This is a genomic window from Legionella drozanskii LLAP-1, assembly GCF_001467585.1.
Lineage (GTDB): Bacteria > Pseudomonadota > Gammaproteobacteria > Legionellales > Legionellaceae > Tatlockia > Tatlockia drozanskii.
Map to the genome: position 1 here is coordinate 283,855 of NZ_LNXY01000020.1, position 18,711 is coordinate 302,565.

Below are 18,711 nucleotides of genomic sequence, written 5' to 3' on the forward strand. Positions count from 1 at the left end.
TGAGGTTCTTTGCGGGAGAGGCTGCTGCACCTGACCTGGTTTATAGGTTTTACCTCTTAAGAAATATAAGTCATATTAAACATAAATCCATTGGTGTAAAGATGACGAAGCGTTGGCCCCCTACTACCTATCGATTGCCCAACCGCAGTTCCTAACTGGCTTTGACCCCAGTCAGCAAATTGGTACCCAATACCGATTTGCCAGTTATTCATCACATGACGCTGTATACCTATCCCCAAGGAATAGGTAAATGAATTTTTCGAATAGGCGTAAAAGTTATTATTAGGTAATGCTTCAGTAATAATTGGAGAATTTGCAAATTCATTCGCATTATTAAAACCAATACCCGCAGAGCCACTAATCCAAGGGGTTACCCATAAGTGCAGGTCTGCCAGTATTTTTGCTTTTAAAGTGACTTGAGAATGTCTTAATTGATAATGATAAACATGATTAGCGAATTCTGGATCAGCATCATCCCAAATAAGTCCTGAGAGTCTGGTGTAACTTGCCAACGCTGCAGCGACACCAACTTGGGCTTGAAGGACATCGAATAGGGGACGTTGTATTCCTAGGAAAATTTCGCCTTCTACTATGGAATGATTTGCTCGACGTGCAGTGTAGGTTTTTTCAATTTCAGGAGCAAGGAAGAGAGTTTGAGTTTCGCCATTATGGGTCCATTGAGGACCAACACTTAAATCGATAATCGGGGACCAGGAGCGTGCTGGCTTAGCTTCTCCCATCGTACCTCCGAATGCGATTGAAGATAAGAGGCTCAAAGCCATTACGAAACCCGTTTTATTCATGTTATCTCTCTTATGCAATGTCGTTGTCCAGCAAGCCCTATATACTAATACAAATTTTACTATTAATCATGGGGGAAGCGATGAACAGAATTATCTGCTATTTTAAGCAATTTCGCTTTCATAATGCTAGTAGTAAGAGAAACTCTATCTAGGATAAAGTCTGCATCAAAATATCCTCAAGAACGTTGCTTCAACCATCCAGTTATAAAAGTTCAATCTGGTTTTTTGTTTAAACTTAGCTAAGCTATAAAAATCGAACTCCTTAACTATTAAAAAAGATGAAGAAGAAAATAAACACGATTATGAAAGAAGCCGTTTATAAAGGTTATTTGCAACTTTATAAATTCGAATTAGAGATACCCAGTTTTAACGCCGAAAAAGATCACATCCCTTCGAAGAAGCGCGAAGTGGTCCAATCTAGAGATTCTGTTTTAGTACTTATTTATGCGTCGATGGTGGATAGCCTTGTGATGTGTCAAGAGTTTCGGCCTGGTGTTTTTTTTAATGTTGCCCATGATGATCCTTTTATTCTCGAATGTGTGTCAGGAACGATCGATGAAGGTAAAAAGCCTGAAGAAACGGCTAAAAAAGAAGTTTTTGAAGAAACAGGCCTCACCATTGATGCCGTTAAACTGATTGCTTGCGCTTATAAAAGTCCTGGCTTGATGACCGAAAAAACTTATATTTATTACGCCGAGGTCGAGGGAACTCCAGAAAGTGGTTTACATGGGGTGGACGACGATGAAGAAATAATGACCCATCTTATTCCTCGCAAAAAAGTATTTGAATTATTGGATGAGTTGAAAATAATTGATGGGGCAACGTTAATTGCTTTAAATTGGTTTAGGGCTGTGAGAGGAGAATGAGAGAAGGGGTTAGAAATAGGGATTCTTAATTCCCGGGTCTTCACACCTATCGTAGTGGGCCAAGGCCTTTATCTACGATAGGTGTATTAACTATTTCTCAAGACTATAACCCGCATCCAACCATCCTTGGGACCCGGTACTGAGAGAATAAACATGCTCATATCCCATTTTTTGGAGGCTATCTGCAACCAACGCGCAGCGGAAACCGCCACTGCAGTACACAACAATGGGCGTATGAAGCTCGGGAACTTCTTTTTCAATGTCGCGTTCAATGACGCCTTTTCCTATATGGATTGCTGAGGGAATATGTCCAGAAGGCCACTCATTGTCTTCACGTACATCAATTAGACGAAAAACCTCATGATGCTTAATTTTTTCATTGAGCATGTCGGGTGTGATTTCTTTGATGCGTTTTTTAGCATCAGTCACTAGGGCTAAAAACTGTGGTGAGTGTTGTTTCATGGGCTCTACTCCTGGTTAGATATACCAAGATACTGCAAATTGCTATTTTGAGTCCATTGTTTTAGGCTCAAAAACCTAGTGTTGATCAAAATAATCTGAGGGAACCCCATAAATCGAACAAGCTAATTGTTTATGGGATTTTTTCTCCCATTCAGGATTAGCAAGTACTTCGACGGTATTTTTATAGCCTGTTTCGAGACGATAATTAATTGCGGAGCGAATAAAATTAAAATCTTTAAAGGAATGTGAAAAAGGAGTGTCGTGATAAATAATATGTACCACGCTAAATCGTTTTTCATGTCCCAATGCAAGCAATTTTTGAATTTCAGGATCTGCTTGGGCTTCAGGTGTCAGATGCTGTCCTAAAAAATTAATCGCGGCTTGTAAATTTTGTCGACTCGTATACACATTGGTTAAACGGCGTGAATGACTCCCATAGCGAATATCTTTTTGTCGTTCTTCTAGCTCATCCATGGTTTCTGGCAAACGCCCCTTTAAACTAAAGCAATCGACAACGAAACAAAGTGTATCCTCTTCAGGTAAAGCATCAAGAACGGTCACTAAAGGAGTATTCGCGTAAATACCGCCATCCCAAAAATAATCCTCACCAATTTTAACAGCGGGAAGTCCGGGTGGAAGTGCGCCACTGGCCATAACGTGGTCAGGAGTAATTTCCATATTTTGATTGTTAAAAAATACCATTTCGCCGCTGACGACATTCACAGCGCCTAAGCAGAGAGTTATTTTTTTGGCATTAATTCGATCAAAATCAATTAATCGCTCCAAGGTACTCCGTAGCTCTGCAGTATCATAGTAGCTTAATTGATCCGGGGTATTTTTTGAGAAAATAGAAGGGGGAATGGGGCGTGGTTTAAAAAATCCATCGAGTCCAAAAAATAATGAATACAAAGCACCCATACGATTATGGAGGTGATGAATAGGGTCAAAAACGTCATGATCGATGGAATCGCACCAGATTTTAGGAGCAATGGTATCCCAAAAATCAGCTAATTTCTCAAGTTGTTTGTTTCGCGGGTTTCCCGCAATAATGGCGCTATTAATTGACCCAATAGAAACACCCGCAACGAAGTTAGGGTGGTAACCCCGTTCATGGATAGCGCGAAAAGCACCCACTTGATAGGCTCCCAGCGCTCCCCCTCCCTGAAACACGCAAGCAATTCGTTGGTAGGTTTGCTTTCCTGCAGTAGCTTTAGCGGGTTTGTTAATTAGACCAAGTGCTTTCTTTTGATGCTTATTTGTCTTATCCACTTTAATGGCTTTTGTCATGGCAAGTTTCTCTTCATCAATGCTCTATTTTACAAGTATATACCTAGTAATAATTTTTAGTAAAAATTTACCCATCTTCTTGGTAATAGAGAGATTATCGACGCAGAATTAGGGATTTTGCTGCTAAGCTAAGCTAATTGCCTTTAAATCAGTCAGAGCTTGAGTCAGTGGGAGTAGGGGAAGGCCTAGAATGGTACTTTCACTGCCTTGAATTTCTTTAAATAACCATTTTGCTGGTCCTTCATAATTATAGGCACCGCAACTTTGATAAGGTTGTGCAAGGCGCAAATAAGCTTCAATGGTTTCATCACTTAGCTCATGCATCGTTAAGCTTGCGATATCATCATGCTGCCAAACGATGGCATTATTTTTGGCAATACAGGTTGCGGCAATTTGCTGATGGGTTTTACCACTGAGCAAGCGCAGGTGTTTAACTGCGTTCTCATGGGTTAAGGGTTTATCTAAATATTGATCACCAACCACACAGAGTTGATCGGCAGCAATCACAAAATGTTCAGGATAACGTTGACTTAAAGCTAGGGCTTTAGCAGAGGCAAGGATAGCGGCCATATCAATCAAAGAGCCTGAAGTCTTAAAATTTTGTTTAATACTGTCCTCATCACAATGAGAAGGAATGACTTCGAAAAGAAGGCCCAGAGAACTTAATAACTTAGATCTAACCGGTGATGCCGAAGCTAAAATAAGAGGCTGTTGAGTGATAAAATTAGACATAAGAAGCGACCGCAGCCATTAAGCCAAAACCAATAATAACAAAACTAAAATCACCTAAGTTACAGCAACGTTCTACCAATACACAGCGCTCTAGGCCATGTAAAGTTCCTAAATAAAGGAAAGTTCCGGCTGAAGCGGCAATCAGAATCGGATCAAAAAGAGAGTGAGTTTCTACGCCATGACCAAAATACCAACCTATGAAAATGCCCAGTGGCGTCATTAAGCTAAAACTGAAGAAAAACCACATGGAGTTTGAGAGTGATAAGGCGCTTTTATTCAATTGTACAGCGATAGCAAAACTTTCAGCCCATTTATGGGTAATAATTGCTAAAAATAACATGATAATCATTGAGTTACTGTGGTTTAAACCAAGCGCTGTTCCCAGCATGATAGAATGAATTGAAAGCATCGCCCAAGCAAGGATAGCAAAACTAGGGTGTGAAGCATTGTGATGATGATAGAGCTCTTTTCCTAAGTGCTCGAACCATAAAAAAAATAAGAATACCGCCCCCGTAATAATATAGGCTAGGGGGTAGCTGTAGCCCATTTCCAGAAACAATGCGTTCGATTCAGGAAGCATATGCAAAAGCGCTGCACCCAAAAAGACACCAGTTGCCAGGGTTTCACCAACGGGAAAATCGATGTGTTTATCATCTTTAACTCGTTTTCTGAAGGGATACCAGCCAGCGAGTAAGATAACTACAAAAGTAACAATGGCAAAAATTAATTTTAAACTGCCCGCGGTCATATGCGTTATCCTCTATGAAGCTTGCACGACATTGATAGGTTGTCGATTAAGAAAACGAATAATATTTTCACAAACTGTATTTAGCAAGCGTTTTCTTGCAGTAAGAGATGCCCAAGCCATATGCGGGGTGATGATACAATTCTTTAATTGGAGTAGAGGATTGTCTGCTGCAGGTGGTTCTGTGCTAAGTACATCAAGATAAGCAGCTGTAATTCTTTGTTGTTGCAGAGCTTGAGCTAGCGCTTTTTCATCAATCAACCCTCCGCGACTCGTATTAATTAAAATACTGGACGGCTTCATTTGCTGCAGCGTGTTGCTGTTAATTATATTCTGCGTTGCCAGCGTGAAAGGACAGTGCAAACTCAGAACGTCAGCTTGTTGCAACAGTTCGGTTAGCGACACTGAGCGTACCTCTGGATCATGAATGCCGCTCGGTTGATGGGCAATCACTTGCATGCCTAATGCGGCAGCAATCAAGGCAACTTTTTGAGCGACGCGGCCAAACCCAAGTAAGCCGAGAGTCAGGTCTGTTAATTCGGTAATTGAATGGAGCCAATACGAAAAATAAGGTTGTGTCTGCCATTCATTTCGTTTAACCGATTGATTATGCAGTTCAACCTGATTGGTATGGGTAAGTAGCAGGGCAATGACATGCTGTGCGACACTGTCAGTGCCGTAGCAGGGGACATTCGTGACGATAATGCCTCGTTTGGTGGCGGCATGGATATCAACATTATCAGTGCCAGTTGCGGTGACACCAATGTATTGCAGACGAGGTAATTGGGCAAAATGGTAGTCATTTAATTTGACTTTATTCACCAAAATAATCTCAGCTGCTTGCGCGCGCTCTATAATTTCCGTCTCAGAAAGGGTTTGCTCAAAAAGTCTAACCTCTCCTAGTTGGCATAATTTGTCTAGGCTAAGGTTGTCGTTGATCAGTGGCTTAGCATCGAGAACAGCGATATTAGGCAGTTTCATCAACAATGACCTCTTGTGGGCACATTAAACGCACTTGCTGAATATCATTGTGCGACTTTAGATCATATTGGATTCGCTCGCGCAAAGTCTGCCATTGTTTAAAGTTTTTGGCACATTCAAGATCGATAAGCATTTTGCCGTCAAGATAATGGAGTGTCCAAGTTTGCAGTTCAGGGAAATCCCTTTTCCAGGCTAAAAATAATCCTTCTTGCACGGTTGTACGATTTTGCAGATGCAAGGAAGGGCAATTGAGTTCGTCATCTTCTGGATCAACATGCACGGTGACATCTTTCACGGCATCGAGTTGTTCCACCAAGGCTTTATCAACATGTTGCGCAATATAATGACCCTCCGATACGGATATGTAGGGGTTAACTAAAATATGTACGTCAATATAGATATCACCACCCATTGAGCGACTGCGTAATTGGTGGATTTTTTCTACGCCATCAACGGCTTGGATGATGTGGATAATTTTTTCCAACATCTGCGGCTCAACCGCGCTATCGACTAATTCTTTGACGCTGTTCCAACCATAGCTCATACCCATTTTGATAATCATACATCCGACAATAACTGCCGCAAGGGCATCAAGATAGGAAAACCCTAAAATACTTCCTAATAAACCGATTGCCACCACAATTGATGAAGCGGCATCAGAACGATGATGCCAAGCGTTAGCGATAATTAAAGGCGATTGAATGCGTAGGCCAACGTGATGGGTATAATGAAATAATCCTTCATTGGCAGCGATAGACAGCAAGGCGATCGGGAGGGCAAACCAGCCTGGTTTTTCCACTGCGGAATGAATGAGTTCATCGAGCGAATCCCAAGCAATCCCGGCACCTGCGAGAATAAGCAATACGGCTAAGAGCAGGGTAGCGGCTGTTTCGATACGTTGATGACCATAGGGGTGAGATTCATCAGCATCTTGGCTACCGTATTTGGAAGCAAAAACGACCATACAGTCCGTCAGTAAATCAGAAAAAGAATGCACACCATCTGCAATTAAAGCATGAGAGTGAAAGAAAAACCCACCCATTACCTTGATAAGGCCTAATAAGGCTGTAATCGTCGCTCCGATGAGAGTGATCTTTTTTGCCTGAAGGTAACGCTCCTTTTGTGTCATTCGCCTTCCTTTATTAATTGCAGAGTTATGTGGAATTCGCCATCCATTTCTTTTGATTCGATGACCTGATGTCCGTTGATACGACACCAACAGGGTAAATCATGTTGAGCGCCAGGATCAGTTGCAATAACCGTTAAGGTATCGCCATGTTCCAAGGTTTTGCTCATGTTTTGCGTTTTAATAACCGGCATAGGACAGAGTAAGCGCCGAGCATTTATTTCGTAATGTGCCATCGTAATCTCACAAATACCAATTAGGTTGAATCTCTTCAGCACGCATTGGCTGTATGTTTAAGGTTTTCGATTCGCCATTCGGATGATGTAAATCGATTTTAATTTCTGGTTCTTCGCGTCCTGAGCAAAATCGGCCAGCAATTCGTGCACAAATCATCAAATCGTCATCATTGGGTTGGCCTTCAATCAAAATGATTGGCCCACGATGTTCAATCACTTGCATGTGAATAAATTGCTTGCGATAGCCAGTTAAGAAATTACTTTCTGCCTCGTCTCGAGCAATAATCATTTTGTAATGAGGCATGAGTCGCAAATGTCTTCCTGCTTTTAAAAGAATAATATCTTCCATTTCGTAATCGCGTGAACCACGATGAGCCCACATATCACGCAGCCGTCGAGTATAATTTTCATCGGTCAACACGCAGCAACCGCCTGCAGGCTGTGCAAACTCTTCGATGGCCATGGAGGCAGCAAGTTGAAGTTGAGGTTTACGATTTCGTCCCCTGAAGTCATGCAAGGCTTCACGATTCACCCAACCTTCGCGCTCAGGCAAAGTAGGGGGTAGAAGTTTGGCACATAAGGGACGCAATAAACGATCCTCGGCACCTGATTCATGAGCAATGACTGGCATGGTGGCACTACGTTGGGATTTTGCTCGCTGCCCAATGACTTCACCAGTGATAATAAAGTCAAATTCATGCTCCAGCATCCATTGATAAGCTTGCTGAACCATAAAAATTTTACAATCTAGACAGGGGTTTGCATTTTTGCCATAACCATGTTTGGGATTTAGCAACACGTCTTTATAAGGTTCTACAATGTCAATGATATGAAGCTTAACGCCAAGTTGTTCTGCAACCCATAGTGCATCATTGCGCAAGGGTTTTTCATTTTTGCGATTACGAATGGCTGAAGTATGACCAGAATGGCAAAAACCAGTATAAAAATTGATTCCTTCAACATGGATACCTTGTTCTTGAATCACTTTTACAGCAAGCATGGAGTCGAGTCCGCCAGAAATTAGCGCGACTGCCTTAGGTTTTAATGACATGGAATGACCTGATAACAAAATGACCAGTATTTTACCCCAAATGCAGTGGGTCGATCTATAGCTGTTATTTGGCTAAAAATAGAACTGGTAACTTCTCGGGCATACCGACTTGGGGCTTTATTTTTAAGGTGTTTTACACCCTGTACACAGGATTATCCACAGATTTTGTGGATAAATGAATTTTAAATTAAATCGAGAAAAAATCAGATAACCGAGAACCCATCTGGTTTGGATTAATAGTCAAGGGGTAGAGCTGTTATTTTTACAGGAGTGGGAGAAAAACTTATCCACATGATGACTCATTGGCATGGAGAATTAGCCCAGCTATATTAGCTAAAGAAAAAATGAAATAACAGTCTTGACTGAAAGTATTTAATATATTTATTTTGTTAATGGATCTTGACTTGAAACACTAGTTGGTTCTTTGTATAAAAATCTAACCTTGAAGAAATTGTTCAAATTCGCCAAGCCAGCGTTTAGCGATTGTGTGAGCTAAACTTGGGTCTCGTATGACCAAATCTTTAGCGAGAGCAGCTACTGCAGAAAGAAGTTGCTGGTCGCGTTGTAGATTGGCAATTTTAAATTGGCGATAGCCTGTTTGTCTTGTGCCTAAGATTTCACCTGAACCTCTTAATTGGAGATCCTTTTCGGCGATGATGAAGCCATCGGTGGTAGCACGCATTACTCGCAAACGCTCTGCACCCAGTTGTGATAAAGGAGGTTGATAGAGTAAGAGACAATGTGATTGTGCACTGCCTCGTCCAACTCTGCCACGTAATTGGTGGAGCTGCGATAAGCCCAAACGCTCTGCGTTTTCGATGATCATCAAGCTAGCATTAGGGACATCAACCCCTACTTCAATCACGGTCGTGGCGACGAGTAAATCAATTTCACCTTGTTTAAACGCAGCCATCGTGGCTTCTTTTTCGGGGGTTTTCATGCGCCCATGAACCAAACCAATCCGCACTTCAGGTAATTGCTCTTTTAAACTGCTGGCAGTAGCCGTTGCTGCCATGCATTGTAGTTTTTCTGATTCTTCAATCAAAGTGCAGACCCAATACGCTTGACGTCCATTGGCTATTGCCGCTTGCAGCCGACCGATAATCGGTTCTCTCTTGGCTTGATTCACCACAGCAGTAGTGACTGCAGTTCGACCCGGTGGTAATTCATCAATAATCGATAAATCGAGGTGAGCGAATTGAGTCATGGCCAAGGTTCGCGGAATGGGCGTTGCTGTCATGAGCAATTGATGAGGAGTCAGTTCGTCTTGCTGACCTTTTTGTTGCAGAAGTAAGCGTTGTTCAACGCCAAAACGATGTTGCTCATCAATAATTACAAGCCCAAGTTTTGCAAAAGACACTTCTTCTTGGAAGAGCGCATGGGTCCCTATGAGTAGTTGGCATTCATGATTAGCAAGTTGTGCTAAAGTTTCTCTTCGTTCACTGACTTTCATTTTGCCAGTGAGTCTGCGGCAATTTAAACCGAGCGGAGTTAGCCATTTTTGTAGATTGTTAGTATGCTGTTCACTGAGTAATTCAGTGGGGGCCATGAAGGCAACTTGATAACCATTGGCAATGGCCTGTAAAGCAGACAGTGCGGCGACGACTGTTTTGCCCGAGCCCACATCACCTTGTACTAGACGTAGCATGGGCTTTGCTTGCGCTAAATCTTCCGCAATTTCATCATTCACACGCTGTTGGGCAGCAGTCAAATTAAAAGGTAATTGTTTAAGGAAGCGTTCACGGATAGCGGCGTTGATAGGAATCGCCGGGGCAAAGCGAAGACTACGATGCAGTCTGGCAAATTGCATACTTAATCGCTGTCCTAATAATTCATCAAAAACGAGCCTTTGCAAAGCCGGATGGGAACCTTCTTCTAAAGCCTGCAGAGAAATGTCCGGCGGTGGATTGTGCAGTAATTCCAAAGCGGTAGCTAGCGGCTGAAAATGGTAGTTGTTTAAGAGTTCCTCATTCATCCATTCTAATTGGTTCAACTGCTCGCGACTGCTTGTCAGAGCAAGTTTCACCAATTGTCGCAAACGAGTTTGGGTTAAGCCTTGAGTGGTAGGATAAATGGGAGTGAGTGTTTCATCGACAACACAATCATCTTCGCTGGCTAGAAGTTGGTATTCAGGATGAATCATCTCCAGGGTATTGGCAAATTCACGTACTTCACCAAAAGCTCTTATCATCTTGCTTTCATTCAAGGCTTTAATTTGTTGCTTATTGAAATGAAAAAAACGTAATTTCAACACCGCGGTTTTGTCTTCTATATAACAATAAAGCATCATGCGTTTACCGTATTTAATTTCGGTTTTACACACTTTGCCTGCAACAACGCTCCAATCATTGGGTCGTAAATCACAGATAGGCGTTATTCTTGTTCTATCTTGATAACGATAAGGAAGATGAAACAGCAGATCAGCAATGGTATTAATCCCGCATTTGCTGAGTTTGGCGCTAAGGGTTGGACCTACGCCTGAAAGCGTTTCACAAGATTGTTGAAGCACGGCATACTTTGTTAAGAAAAAAACTGATAATAGCAGGAAAATAAGTTAGAGTTGATGTGCCAGAGATAAAAAATCAGGAGCGACTGCATGAATAATCGTACCATCATCTTCACAGCAGGTTTAATTTTGGTATGGATTATTGGTTATTTGCTTATTATCGGTCGAAATATATTAATTCCTTTGGTTATTGCCATTTTTATCTGGCATTTACTCAATACAGCAAGAGAAGGGGTGCAGCGCATTCAATTTAGGGGAGTCCGACCTCCGTATTGGTTGAGTATGGTCTTAGCTCTATTGATTTTTGCGATCTTGATTAAAATTATAGTCAATATTATTACGAATAATGTCCACGAAGTCATTGCTGCCGCGCCGCGTTATCAGGAACATTTAAATAAAATTCTTAGCGTAGTTGATCAACGATTTCATGTTAAAGCATTGATGACTATGGATCAGTTTATGAAAAATCTCAGTGTGCAGGGTATTTTAGTGAATATCTATGCGGTTTTTAGTACCATCATGAGTTCGGCTGTATTAATTACTCTTTATGTCGTTTTTTTACTCGTCGAGCAACATTTTTTCAGTCAAAAATTGAATGCTCTTTTTCCGCAAAAGGAACACCGTTCTCTGGTGAATAATATCATTACGCACATCGTCAATGATACGCAAATCTATTTAGGTTTAAAAACGCTATTAAGTCTGATTACGGCAACAATGAGTTGGATTATTATGCGATTAGTCGGCTTAGATTTTGCTGAATTTTGGGCATTATTAATCTTTTTTCTTGATTTTATTCCTAATATTGGTGCCATCATCGCCACGGCTTTTCCCGCTGTATTGGCCTTAGTTCAGTTTGAAAGTTGGGGGCCCTTTATTATCATTACTTCTGGTATTGTCGTCATCCAATTTATTGTTGGTAATATCATTGAGCCACGCTTTCTTGGAAAATCCTTAAATTTAAGCCCGCTTGTCATTCTACTCTCTTTAGCATTATGGGGTGCAGTTTGGGGTATTTTAGGTATGTTTCTCTCGGTGCCTATTACCGTGATGATGATGATTATTTTTGCTCATTTTGAACCAACTAGACCTTTGGCAATTATGTTGTCACAAGATGGGCAAATCAAAAAAGCCTATGAAGCAGTTTAATACCAATAACTGGTATAGGAGCTTGGGATGTCTATTTGTAAAAAGTTGAAAAAATTTTATCAAGCCTCGGCAGAAAATAAGCGGCAGATTCATTTGCTGCTGGCATTTTTAATTATTCCCGTTATAGGAATGAGTTTGCTATATATTTATGTAAATCTATTTTGGTTATAGAGAAGAGCCATGACTCAAAGCAATCATTTGATTAACGAACCTAGTCCCTACTTGCAACAGCATGCTCATAATCCCGTGGATTGGTATCCCTGGGGCAAAGACGCTTTGGCAAAGGCACAACAAGAAAATAAACCGATTTTATTGTCGATTGGTTACGCGGCCTGTCATTGGTGTCATGTAATGGCTCATGAATCGTTTGAAGATCAAGAAACGGCTGAGTTAATGAATAAGTTATTTGTTAATATTAAAGTGGACAAAGAAGAACGCCCGGATTTAGATAAAATTTATCAAACTTCGCATTATTTTTTGAGTCAGCAAAATGGGGGTTGGCCTTTAACGATTTTTTTATCGCCGGATCTTACTCCTTTTTTTAGTGGTACTTATTTTCCTCGAGAAGAACATCATCAATTACCTTCTTTTAAACGTATTTTGCGACTTATTGCTGAACTTTATCAAAATAAAGCGCCTGAAATTAAGGAGCAAAACCAAGAATTACGAAGAATATTACAACAGCAACAAAAAGCGTCGCATGGCGTTGATTTAAATGAAAAGCCCCTGCAACTTGCTTTAACCCAGTTACAACAAAACTACGATGAAAATTATGGTGGTTTTGGCACAGCGCCGAAATTTCCTCAAGCAAGTAAATTAGAATATTTATTGCGGAATAAATCGCCGATGGCTTTATCCACATTAAGGCATATTGCCAAAGGGGGCATTTACGATCAGTTAGCCGGTGGTTTTTACCGCTATTCCGTTGACGAACAATGGAATATCCCGCATTTTGAAAAAATGCTATACGATAATGCTCAATTGCTAACGCTTTATCTGCTTGCTGGCCAACAATTTCAAGAGCCTTATTTTTACGACATTGCTCAAGAAACAGCTGCATGGATTTTGGATCAATTACAGGCACCTGAAGGAGGATATTTTTCAAGTTTTGATGCCGATTCTGAGGGCGAAGAAGGTAAATTTTATCGCTGGACTCCCAAAGAAGTTCGTGACTTATTAAGTCCAGAAGAATATGAACTAATAAGACTTTATTTTGGTTTAGATCAAAATCCAAATTTTGAAAATCATTGGCATTTTTATATTGCTCATTCTTTAGAGGAAACGGCGCAATTTTTAAAGATAAATCCAGAGAAAGCTAAACAGAGCTTGTTAACCGCAAAAAGAAAGCTATTAAACGCAAGAAACCAACGTATTCCACCTTTTCGCGATGAGAAAATTTTAACTTCATGGAATGGGTTAATGATCAAAGGATTATTGCTTGCAGGAGCGGCCTTGAATGAAGAGCGCTTTACAGTTTCAGCCCAGAAAACACTACAATTAATCCAACAAAAACTTTGGAAAGATGGTTATTTATTAGCAAGTTACAAAGAATCTAAAGCTTATCTGTCTGCTTATTTGGATGACTATGCCTTTTTGCTGGATGCCTTGCTGACCTCACTTCAACTGTCTTGGGATAGCAAGCAATTGCAGTTTGCTATCGCCATTACAGAGCGAATTTTAGCTTCGTTTCAAGATAAAAAGTCAGGGGGGTTCTTTTTTACTCCAGAAAATCATGAAGCCTTACTCTATCGACCTAAAACGATGATGGACGAGGCTATTCCAGCGGGCAATGGCGTTATTGTTCGCGCACTCTTAATTTTGGGTCATTTACTGGGCGAGTCTCGTTATTTAGTCGCTGCTGAAAAAACTTTACAAGCGGCTTGGCCAATTCTCATGCAATATCCCGCAGAACATTGTTCGTTGTTATTAGGATTAAAAGAATACCTAAATCCTTCGCAAATTATTGTGATTCGCGGTGATAAAAAAGAAATTATTAATTGGCAGACTGAAAGTAAAACCCTCAATAATTATGTTTTTGCCATTCCCGCGGATGCTTCCGAGCTTCCTGAGTCCCTCGCTTTAAAAAAAGCGCAAGGAAATAGCTGCGCTTATGTTTGTCAGGGTTTACAGTGTGAAGCGGCTGTAACAGACAAAAATCAGCTTAAAGCGTTAGTTAAAGAATAAGTCGTTGCAAAATGATTTCCAAGGTCCTGTGCTAAACTTTGAGGAAATGAGCTAAAAGGATTGATGCAAGTGAAAACCATATTAATTACCGGGGCAAGTCGTGGTTTAGGTCTGGAATTTGCCAGACAATTAAGTGCTCAGGGAGAAAACGTTATCGCCACTTGCCGTCATCCTGCGGGGGCGTCTGTCCTCCAAGACTTAGGCAAAAAGCGAGATAATCTCTCAATCATTACCCTCGATGTCAGTGATGAGCGAAGTATCGCTCGATTAGTTGATTTACTCGGCGATAGACCCATTGATTGGCTTATCAATAACGCCGGTATTACGGGTACGCAGGGAGTGACCATCGGTAACATCGAGCGAGAGAATTTTTTAAATGTCATGAATGTTAATTGCTTTGGGGCGCTTAAAGTCAGCGAAGCCTTATTGCCTAATCTTCTTAAAAGCGAGGATAAATTAATTGTTAATATGACTTCTCGTTTAGGATCTATTTCTGATAACCAATGGGGTCGAGCGTATGCTTACCGCGCGAGTAAAGCTGCTTTGAATTGTGTGATGCACGCTTTTGCGATGGATGTCGCTGAGTTAGGCGTTAAGGTTTTGCTTCTACACCCAGGCTGGGTGCAAACCGAATTAGGAGGATCCCAGGCCGATATTGATGCCGCCACTAGCATAACCGCTATGTTAAAAGTAATTGAGGCTAATAAAACGAATAGCCATGCGGATGTGATGCATACTTATGAGGGGAAAACGGTTGATTGGTGATTCGTTTAACTAGGTCGTTTGACGCTTTCAATAAGCTGGATTATTTCATCAGAATTAAAAAAATCGGTTAAGACGAAAGTGAATTTATTTTTAAGGATTTCGCCAAAGATAAGAAAATGTTTTTCGAAAAAAATGGACTCAAAATAATTAACGATATTTTTTTTAAAAATACTTTGTGGTTTTTTATTGTTCTTAAAGTGGTCTAGGCAAATAATATTTTCGTTTTTGCTTTCTTGCTCTTCAGCATTTATTTCTTTCATAATGAGCTTGTTATAAAGAGCTTCTAGCTTTTTAATGGCAGTATCATCTATTTTCAAATATTGAACGAGAGTTTTTAGAAAACATAACTCTTTGTATTCTTTCGATTGCTTGTAAATATATTCTTGAGACCAGCTGGTATTTAGCTTGGAGGAAACCGCATCTAAAACGATGCACACGGACCATTCCTCCGATTGCCGTTTAGGTTGGTTTTCGTTTCGCCATACTAATTCCATACCTTTAGCGAAAGCCGAAGTGAGATCATTAATTAAATTATCTTCGTCAGCTTGGTATAAATAATCAGGATAGAGCTGCTGGGCATGGGTTTGCCAGTTTTTGAAAAGAAGCTTTGCAGTCCCTCTTATTTTAAATATTAAAGCGGATTTAAGAACCGCTTTAAAATAAATTGAATTGATATCTGTACTTTTTTCCACTTTAAAACATAAATTCATCTTAGAAACAGGCGGGCTAATTTAACTTATTTACCGATAAAATTACAGCGTTACTGGCATGCGCCGCGCAGATCAATGTCCCAAACATCCACGACAATCCCATTGCTGACAATGAAAAATTGATTAAACAAATTAATAGTTGGATCGCAATGTGGAACAATTAATTCAAGGATTTCTTTATTAGCAGGTAAGGGCCCGCCAGTGACCGAGCTAATCTTCCCATGCTCATCCCCAAAACCACCCCAATCATAGGCGAGATTTGGATGACTAATAATTTTTGGTTTATTGTGCTGATCGACATAGATAGCTTTGGTGCCGGCATCGACAGTTACATGTTCACTGCGATTACTTGAAATAACGGTAGTCAGTAAAGTCATCGCAGGTTGAAAATAGTTAAAGCTTTGCGTTTGCTCTTTCGAGCCAATCAGTGAATATTCCACATCCATGACAGTATAAGAACCCGGTTGAATCTCGGTAACGTTGGTCACTTCGACATCAATGTCATAAGTACCTGTCCCTGTACCAGTAAGAATTTCACAAGGAAGATTGTTGTTCCGAAAGTCGCTTACCAGGTTACTCGCTAGTTGCATGATTTGTAATGAACGTTCTTTGCGTTCTTGGTAGGAGGTAATATGTTGTAAATTGCCTGCATAACACTGAATACCGCGAAGGTTTAGCCAAGGTGAACGCATAATTTCTTTGCCGAATTCTAAGGCAAGTTGCGGTTTCACACCGGTGCGACCGATTCCTGAATCCAAGTCGACTAGCACATCGATTTTTTGCTTGATAGATGCCGCTGCCTCATTGAGTTCTGTTAAATTTTGTTCATTATCGATAACAATAATCGTATCTGGCGCTTTTACTAAAGATTTTAAAAGTCGAGTGATTTTGTGCTGGCTAACCACCGGGGAGGTAATTAAGATGCCTCGTAATCCTTTTTCAATCAGCACTTCCGCTTCGGCAACTTTGGCAACGCTGAGGCCAATGGCACCGTATTTAAGCTGTAATTGAGCTAACTGACTGCATTTATGCGTTTTACAATGGGGTCTGATATTCACTTGATGGCGAATTGAATGTTGCTGCATTTGCTGCAAATTATAAAAAAGTTTTTCGCGATCGATCACTAAGCAGGGAGTATCTAATTCCGATTTGGCTAATCCGATAAATTGATCTGTCATATTGGCTAATGGGAGGGGCGATTTTGATAGAGGATAGCAAAGAATTGGATTTAAAAGAATAAAAGAATCGATGTGGTTGTCTCCCTGCTCTATTCCCTCTCCCCAACCCTCTCCCGCGCAAGAAGCTCAACTAGTAGGATGATTTCCTTCGCGAGAGAGATAGCGAAAAGGCGCTGCTCACTAGCCCCTCAAGAGATTACCAATTTTCCCCAAAGGGACGGGCTTCTACTTCAAAAGCCCAGGCAGAAGCGGGTTGTTGAGTTAGCCAGAAGGCAGTATTGGCAACATCCTCTGGTTTTACAAAAAAATGATCGGGTTTGTCAGGCAGGGATTCACGAGTTCTAGGCAAATCCACCACACCATCAATAATAATCAAAGCCACATGGACTCGTTGGGGCCATAAATATTTTGCCATGGATTCTGCGAGACTGCGTTGTGCAGCTTTTGCGGGGGCAAAGGCGGCGGTCTTGATTCCACCTCGTCGTGAAGCACTGGCACCGATTATAATAATGCTGCCTTGACCTTTCTTCTTCATGTCGGGAATAACTGCCTGGCCAACCGCAAGTAAACCAAAGGTATTAACGCGCCAGTTCATTTCGAAATCCTCTGGCTTGATTTCTTCAATATTTCCCCAAATGCCTGAACCCGCGTTATAAATGACCACATCAATCATACCTAAGTCTTTAGAGATTTGCTTAAATACGCGCTGAATGGAATGAATGTCGCTCACATCACATTCAAAAGCTTGCGAATCCCCGAGCTCAAGTGCGAGTTGGTTTGTAAAATCTTTTCTTCGTGCCAGCAATGCGACTTGATAACCCTCCTTAACGAAACGAGAAGCAAAAGCTGCTCCATTACCGGGACCAACGCCTACGACGACACAGACTGGCTTTCTCATTTGATTACTCCTTTAATTGAGTCGCTGGATAAAAAAAAGTGGCTTCGTGTTTGTTATAGTACATGTTAGTAATACAAGAATTTGGTATGGCTTGGAATTGCTTAATTTCTTCTAAATCAACCTCTCCTTGAAATTTTATAGTGAAAATCATTTGTTTTGCTCTCCCGGAAGCAATCCATTTCTTAATCAGTTCATAAGCTCTGGCGGGATAGCAAATGACATCTGATAAGACCCAATCATAGATTTCGTCTAAATGAGCAGGATCTAAAGCAAAGGCGCTTTGTTGCAAAAAATGAACACGGGGAAGTTTGGCAATTTTAGAATCCAGCACGGCCTTATCCACAGCGGTGACTTTGGCACCCAAAGATTGAGCCACATAGGTCCAGCCACCCGGGGAAGCGCCTAAATCCAGTACTGTTTCATCGTTCTCGGGCTGTTTTCCCAATAGGGTTAAAGCTTCCCATAATTTCAAATAAGCCCGATTGGGTGGGTTGATTTTATCTTCAATGAAATAACATTTTCCCTGCGGCCATTTTTTCCAGCGTTGCGCACTATAAACGAGTGTATTTTTATCAAGAAGGCTGAAACTACCTATCGTTGGGATTTCTTCTTCAATGGGAAAAGGACGTTCCAAACTCGTGTACCTGCGCAATTGTTCTTCGATTAAGCGCGAGCGTCTTATTTGAGTAAGGGGGTGTAAGTACCAAAATTTTCCAGCTTGGCGTAGAATTTTCACCGCTTCGGAGATGGATTGAAAACTGACAATTTGCGGTTCTAGCCAGACATCTAGAGCGAAGCAGGGAGCTGTTTTTTTGACTGAAGAAAAGACGAGATCTTCTCGAATATCAGAAAACTCTCCTAGCTCTTCGCAGAGTGCGGAGAGAAATTCGGGTTTTACAACATAAATAGCGGCGATTTTTTGCATTTCTGGCCTGTAAAATTATATCGAAGTGACTTGTTCATTAAATTCTGTTATGTAAACTTATAGTAGTAAAATATTGCAAGGGAAATCGTAGTAGTGACTCAATATAAAAC

18 protein-coding genes are annotated in these 18,711 nt (G+C 41.0%); 4 read left to right on the top strand and 14 right to left on the bottom strand.

The window, feature by feature from the left end:
* Nucleotides 1-56: 56 nt before the first annotated feature.
* Nucleotides 57-803: an outer membrane protein gene (locus tag Ldro_RS05685; protein ID WP_058495440.1), complete on the bottom strand. Its 747-nt coding sequence runs from the start codon at nt 801-803 to the stop codon at nt 57-59.
* Nucleotides 804-1,081: 278 nt separating this feature from the next.
* On the opposite strand from Ldro_RS05685, the gene Ldro_RS05690 reads away from it, so the two are divergent.
* Nucleotides 1,082-1,669: an NUDIX domain-containing protein gene (locus tag Ldro_RS05690; RefSeq protein ID WP_083497901.1), complete on the top strand. Its 588-nt coding sequence runs from the start codon at nt 1,082-1,084 to the stop codon at nt 1,667-1,669.
* Between the two features lie 90 nt (nt 1,670-1,759).
* On the opposite strand, the gene Ldro_RS05695 is transcribed toward Ldro_RS05690, so the two are convergent.
* From Ldro_RS05695 to recG, 9 genes are all read right to left on the bottom strand, one after another.
* Complete coding sequence (locus Ldro_RS05695; RefSeq protein WP_058495442.1) at nt 1,760-2,131, bottom strand: rhodanese-like domain-containing protein; 372 nt, start codon at nt 2,129-2,131, stop codon at nt 1,760-1,762.
* A 75-nt stretch (nt 2,132-2,206) separates the two neighbouring features.
* The gene (locus Ldro_RS05700; protein ID WP_058495443.1) at nt 2,207-3,418 is read right to left on the bottom strand and encodes a patatin-like phospholipase family protein; all 1,212 of its coding nucleotides are present in this window, start codon (nt 3,416-3,418) and stop codon (nt 2,207-2,209) included.
* Between the two features lie 123 nt (nt 3,419-3,541).
* Nucleotides 3,542-4,150 carry a Maf family protein gene (locus Ldro_RS05705; protein WP_058495444.1) on the bottom strand — a complete coding sequence of 203 codons (609 nt, stop codon included), beginning with the start codon at nt 4,148-4,150 and terminating at the stop codon, nt 3,542-3,544.
* Complete coding sequence (locus Ldro_RS05710) at nt 4,143-4,898, bottom strand: ZIP family metal transporter (RefSeq protein ID WP_058495445.1); 756 nt, start codon at nt 4,896-4,898, stop codon at nt 4,143-4,145. Before Ldro_RS05710 ends, Ldro_RS05705 begins: the two co-directional genes overlap by 8 nt.
* 12 nt (nt 4,899-4,910) lie before the next feature.
* A complete protein-coding gene (locus Ldro_RS05715) occupies nt 4,911-5,876 on the bottom strand; it encodes a D-2-hydroxyacid dehydrogenase (protein ID WP_083497902.1) in 966 nt (321 codons plus the stop codon).
* A complete protein-coding gene (locus tag Ldro_RS05720) occupies nt 5,863-7,005 on the bottom strand; it encodes a cation diffusion facilitator family transporter (protein WP_058495446.1) in 1,143 nt (380 codons plus the stop codon). Before Ldro_RS05720 ends, Ldro_RS05715 begins: the two co-directional genes overlap by 14 nt.
* Nucleotides 7,002-7,238 carry a sulfurtransferase TusA family protein gene (locus tag Ldro_RS05725; RefSeq protein WP_058495447.1) on the bottom strand — a complete coding sequence of 79 codons (237 nt, stop codon included), beginning with the start codon at nt 7,236-7,238 and terminating at the stop codon, nt 7,002-7,004. The genes Ldro_RS05720 and Ldro_RS05725 overlap by 4 nt, the downstream gene beginning before the upstream one ends.
* Nucleotides 7,239-7,245: 7 nt before the next feature.
* On the bottom strand, nt 7,246-8,289 hold the full coding sequence (locus Ldro_RS05730) for a tRNA (5-methylaminomethyl-2-thiouridylate)-methyltransferase (protein WP_058495448.1): 1,044 nt from the start codon (nt 8,287-8,289) through the stop codon (nt 7,246-7,248).
* A 436-nt stretch (nt 8,290-8,725) separates the two neighbouring features.
* Nucleotides 8,726-10,798, bottom strand: a complete 2,073-nt coding sequence (gene recG / locus Ldro_RS05735) for an ATP-dependent DNA helicase RecG (protein ID WP_058495449.1) — start codon at nt 10,796-10,798, stop codon at nt 8,726-8,728.
* A gap of 87 nt (nt 10,799-10,885) precedes the next feature.
* Here recG and Ldro_RS05740 point away from each other — a divergent pair, with 87 nt between their 5' ends.
* The 3 genes from Ldro_RS05740 (at nt 10,886) to Ldro_RS05750 (ending at nt 14,890) form a co-directional block, all read left to right on the top strand.
* Nucleotides 10,886-11,941: an AI-2E family transporter gene (locus tag Ldro_RS05740; RefSeq protein WP_058495450.1), complete on the top strand. Its 1,056-nt coding sequence runs from the start codon at nt 10,886-10,888 to the stop codon at nt 11,939-11,941.
* Nucleotides 11,942-12,121: 180 nt separating this feature from the next.
* Nucleotides 12,122-14,125, top strand: coding sequence for a thioredoxin domain-containing protein (locus Ldro_RS05745; protein WP_058495451.1), 2,004 nt, complete (start codon nt 12,122-12,124; stop codon nt 14,123-14,125).
* Between the two features lie 69 nt (nt 14,126-14,194).
* On the top strand, nt 14,195-14,890 hold the full coding sequence (locus Ldro_RS05750; protein WP_065235914.1) for an SDR family oxidoreductase: 696 nt from the start codon (nt 14,195-14,197) through the stop codon (nt 14,888-14,890).
* A gap of 5 nt (nt 14,891-14,895) precedes the next feature.
* Here the strand turns inward: Ldro_RS05750 and Ldro_RS05755 are convergent, their stop codons facing one another.
* The 4 genes from Ldro_RS05755 to Ldro_RS05770 form a co-directional block, all read right to left on the bottom strand.
* Nucleotides 14,896-15,582 carry a hypothetical protein gene (locus Ldro_RS05755; protein ID WP_131764340.1) on the bottom strand — a complete coding sequence of 229 codons (687 nt, stop codon included), beginning with the start codon at nt 15,580-15,582 and terminating at the stop codon, nt 14,896-14,898.
* 68 nt (nt 15,583-15,650) lie between these two features.
* A complete protein-coding gene (locus Ldro_RS05760) occupies nt 15,651-16,778 on the bottom strand; it encodes a DSD1 family PLP-dependent enzyme (protein ID WP_058495454.1) in 1,128 nt (375 codons plus the stop codon).
* 196 nt (nt 16,779-16,974) lie between these two features.
* Nucleotides 16,975-17,676, bottom strand: a complete 702-nt coding sequence (locus Ldro_RS05765; protein ID WP_058495455.1) for an SDR family NAD(P)-dependent oxidoreductase — start codon at nt 17,674-17,676, stop codon at nt 16,975-16,977.
* 4 nt (nt 17,677-17,680) lie between these two features.
* Nucleotides 17,681-18,601 (bottom strand): SAM-dependent methyltransferase, encoded by a 921-nt coding sequence (locus tag Ldro_RS05770; protein ID WP_058495456.1) that lies wholly within the window; start codon nt 18,599-18,601, stop codon nt 17,681-17,683.
* Nucleotides 18,602-18,711: the final 110 nt, after the last annotated feature.

Coding starts and splice junctions, on each gene's coding strand:
- Ldro_RS05725 (WP_058495447.1), bottom strand. CDS start 7,238: ATGGCACATTACGAAATAAATGCTCGGCGCTTACTCTGTCCTATGCCG.
- Ldro_RS05715 (WP_083497902.1), bottom strand. CDS start 5,876: ATGAAACTGCCTAATATCGCTGTTCTCGATGCTAAGCCACTGATCAAC.
- Ldro_RS05740 (WP_058495450.1), top strand. CDS start 10,886: ATGAATAATCGTACCATCATCTTCACAGCAGGTTTAATTTTGGTATGG.
- Ldro_RS05700 (WP_058495443.1), bottom strand. CDS start 3,418: ATGACAAAAGCCATTAAAGTGGATAAGACAAATAAGCATCAAAAGAAA.
- Ldro_RS05720 (WP_058495446.1), bottom strand. CDS start 7,005: ATGACACAAAAGGAGCGTTACCTTCAGGCAAAAAAGATCACTCTCATC.
- Ldro_RS05705 (WP_058495444.1), bottom strand. CDS start 4,150: ATGTCTAATTTTATCACTCAACAGCCTCTTATTTTAGCTTCGGCATCA.
- Ldro_RS05695 (WP_058495442.1), bottom strand. CDS start 2,131: ATGAAACAACACTCACCACAGTTTTTAGCCCTAGTGACTGATGCTAAA.
- Ldro_RS05730 (WP_058495448.1), bottom strand. CDS start 8,289: ATGTCATTAAAACCTAAGGCAGTCGCGCTAATTTCTGGCGGACTCGAC.
- Ldro_RS05770 (WP_058495456.1), bottom strand. CDS start 18,601: ATGCAAAAAATCGCCGCTATTTATGTTGTAAAACCCGAATTTCTCTCC.
- Ldro_RS05685 (WP_058495440.1), bottom strand. CDS start 803: ATGAATAAAACGGGTTTCGTAATGGCTTTGAGCCTCTTATCTTCAATC.
- Ldro_RS05745 (WP_058495451.1), top strand. CDS start 12,122: ATGACTCAAAGCAATCATTTGATTAACGAACCTAGTCCCTACTTGCAA.
- Ldro_RS05765 (WP_058495455.1), bottom strand. CDS start 17,676: ATGAGAAAGCCAGTCTGTGTCGTCGTAGGCGTTGGTCCCGGTAATGGA.
- Ldro_RS05690 (WP_083497901.1), top strand. CDS start 1,082: ATGAAGAAGAAAATAAACACGATTATGAAAGAAGCCGTTTATAAAGGT.
- Ldro_RS05710 (WP_058495445.1), bottom strand. CDS start 4,898: ATGACCGCGGGCAGTTTAAAATTAATTTTTGCCATTGTTACTTTTGTA.
- Ldro_RS05760 (WP_058495454.1), bottom strand. CDS start 16,778: ATGACAGATCAATTTATCGGATTAGCCAAATCGGAATTAGATACTCCC.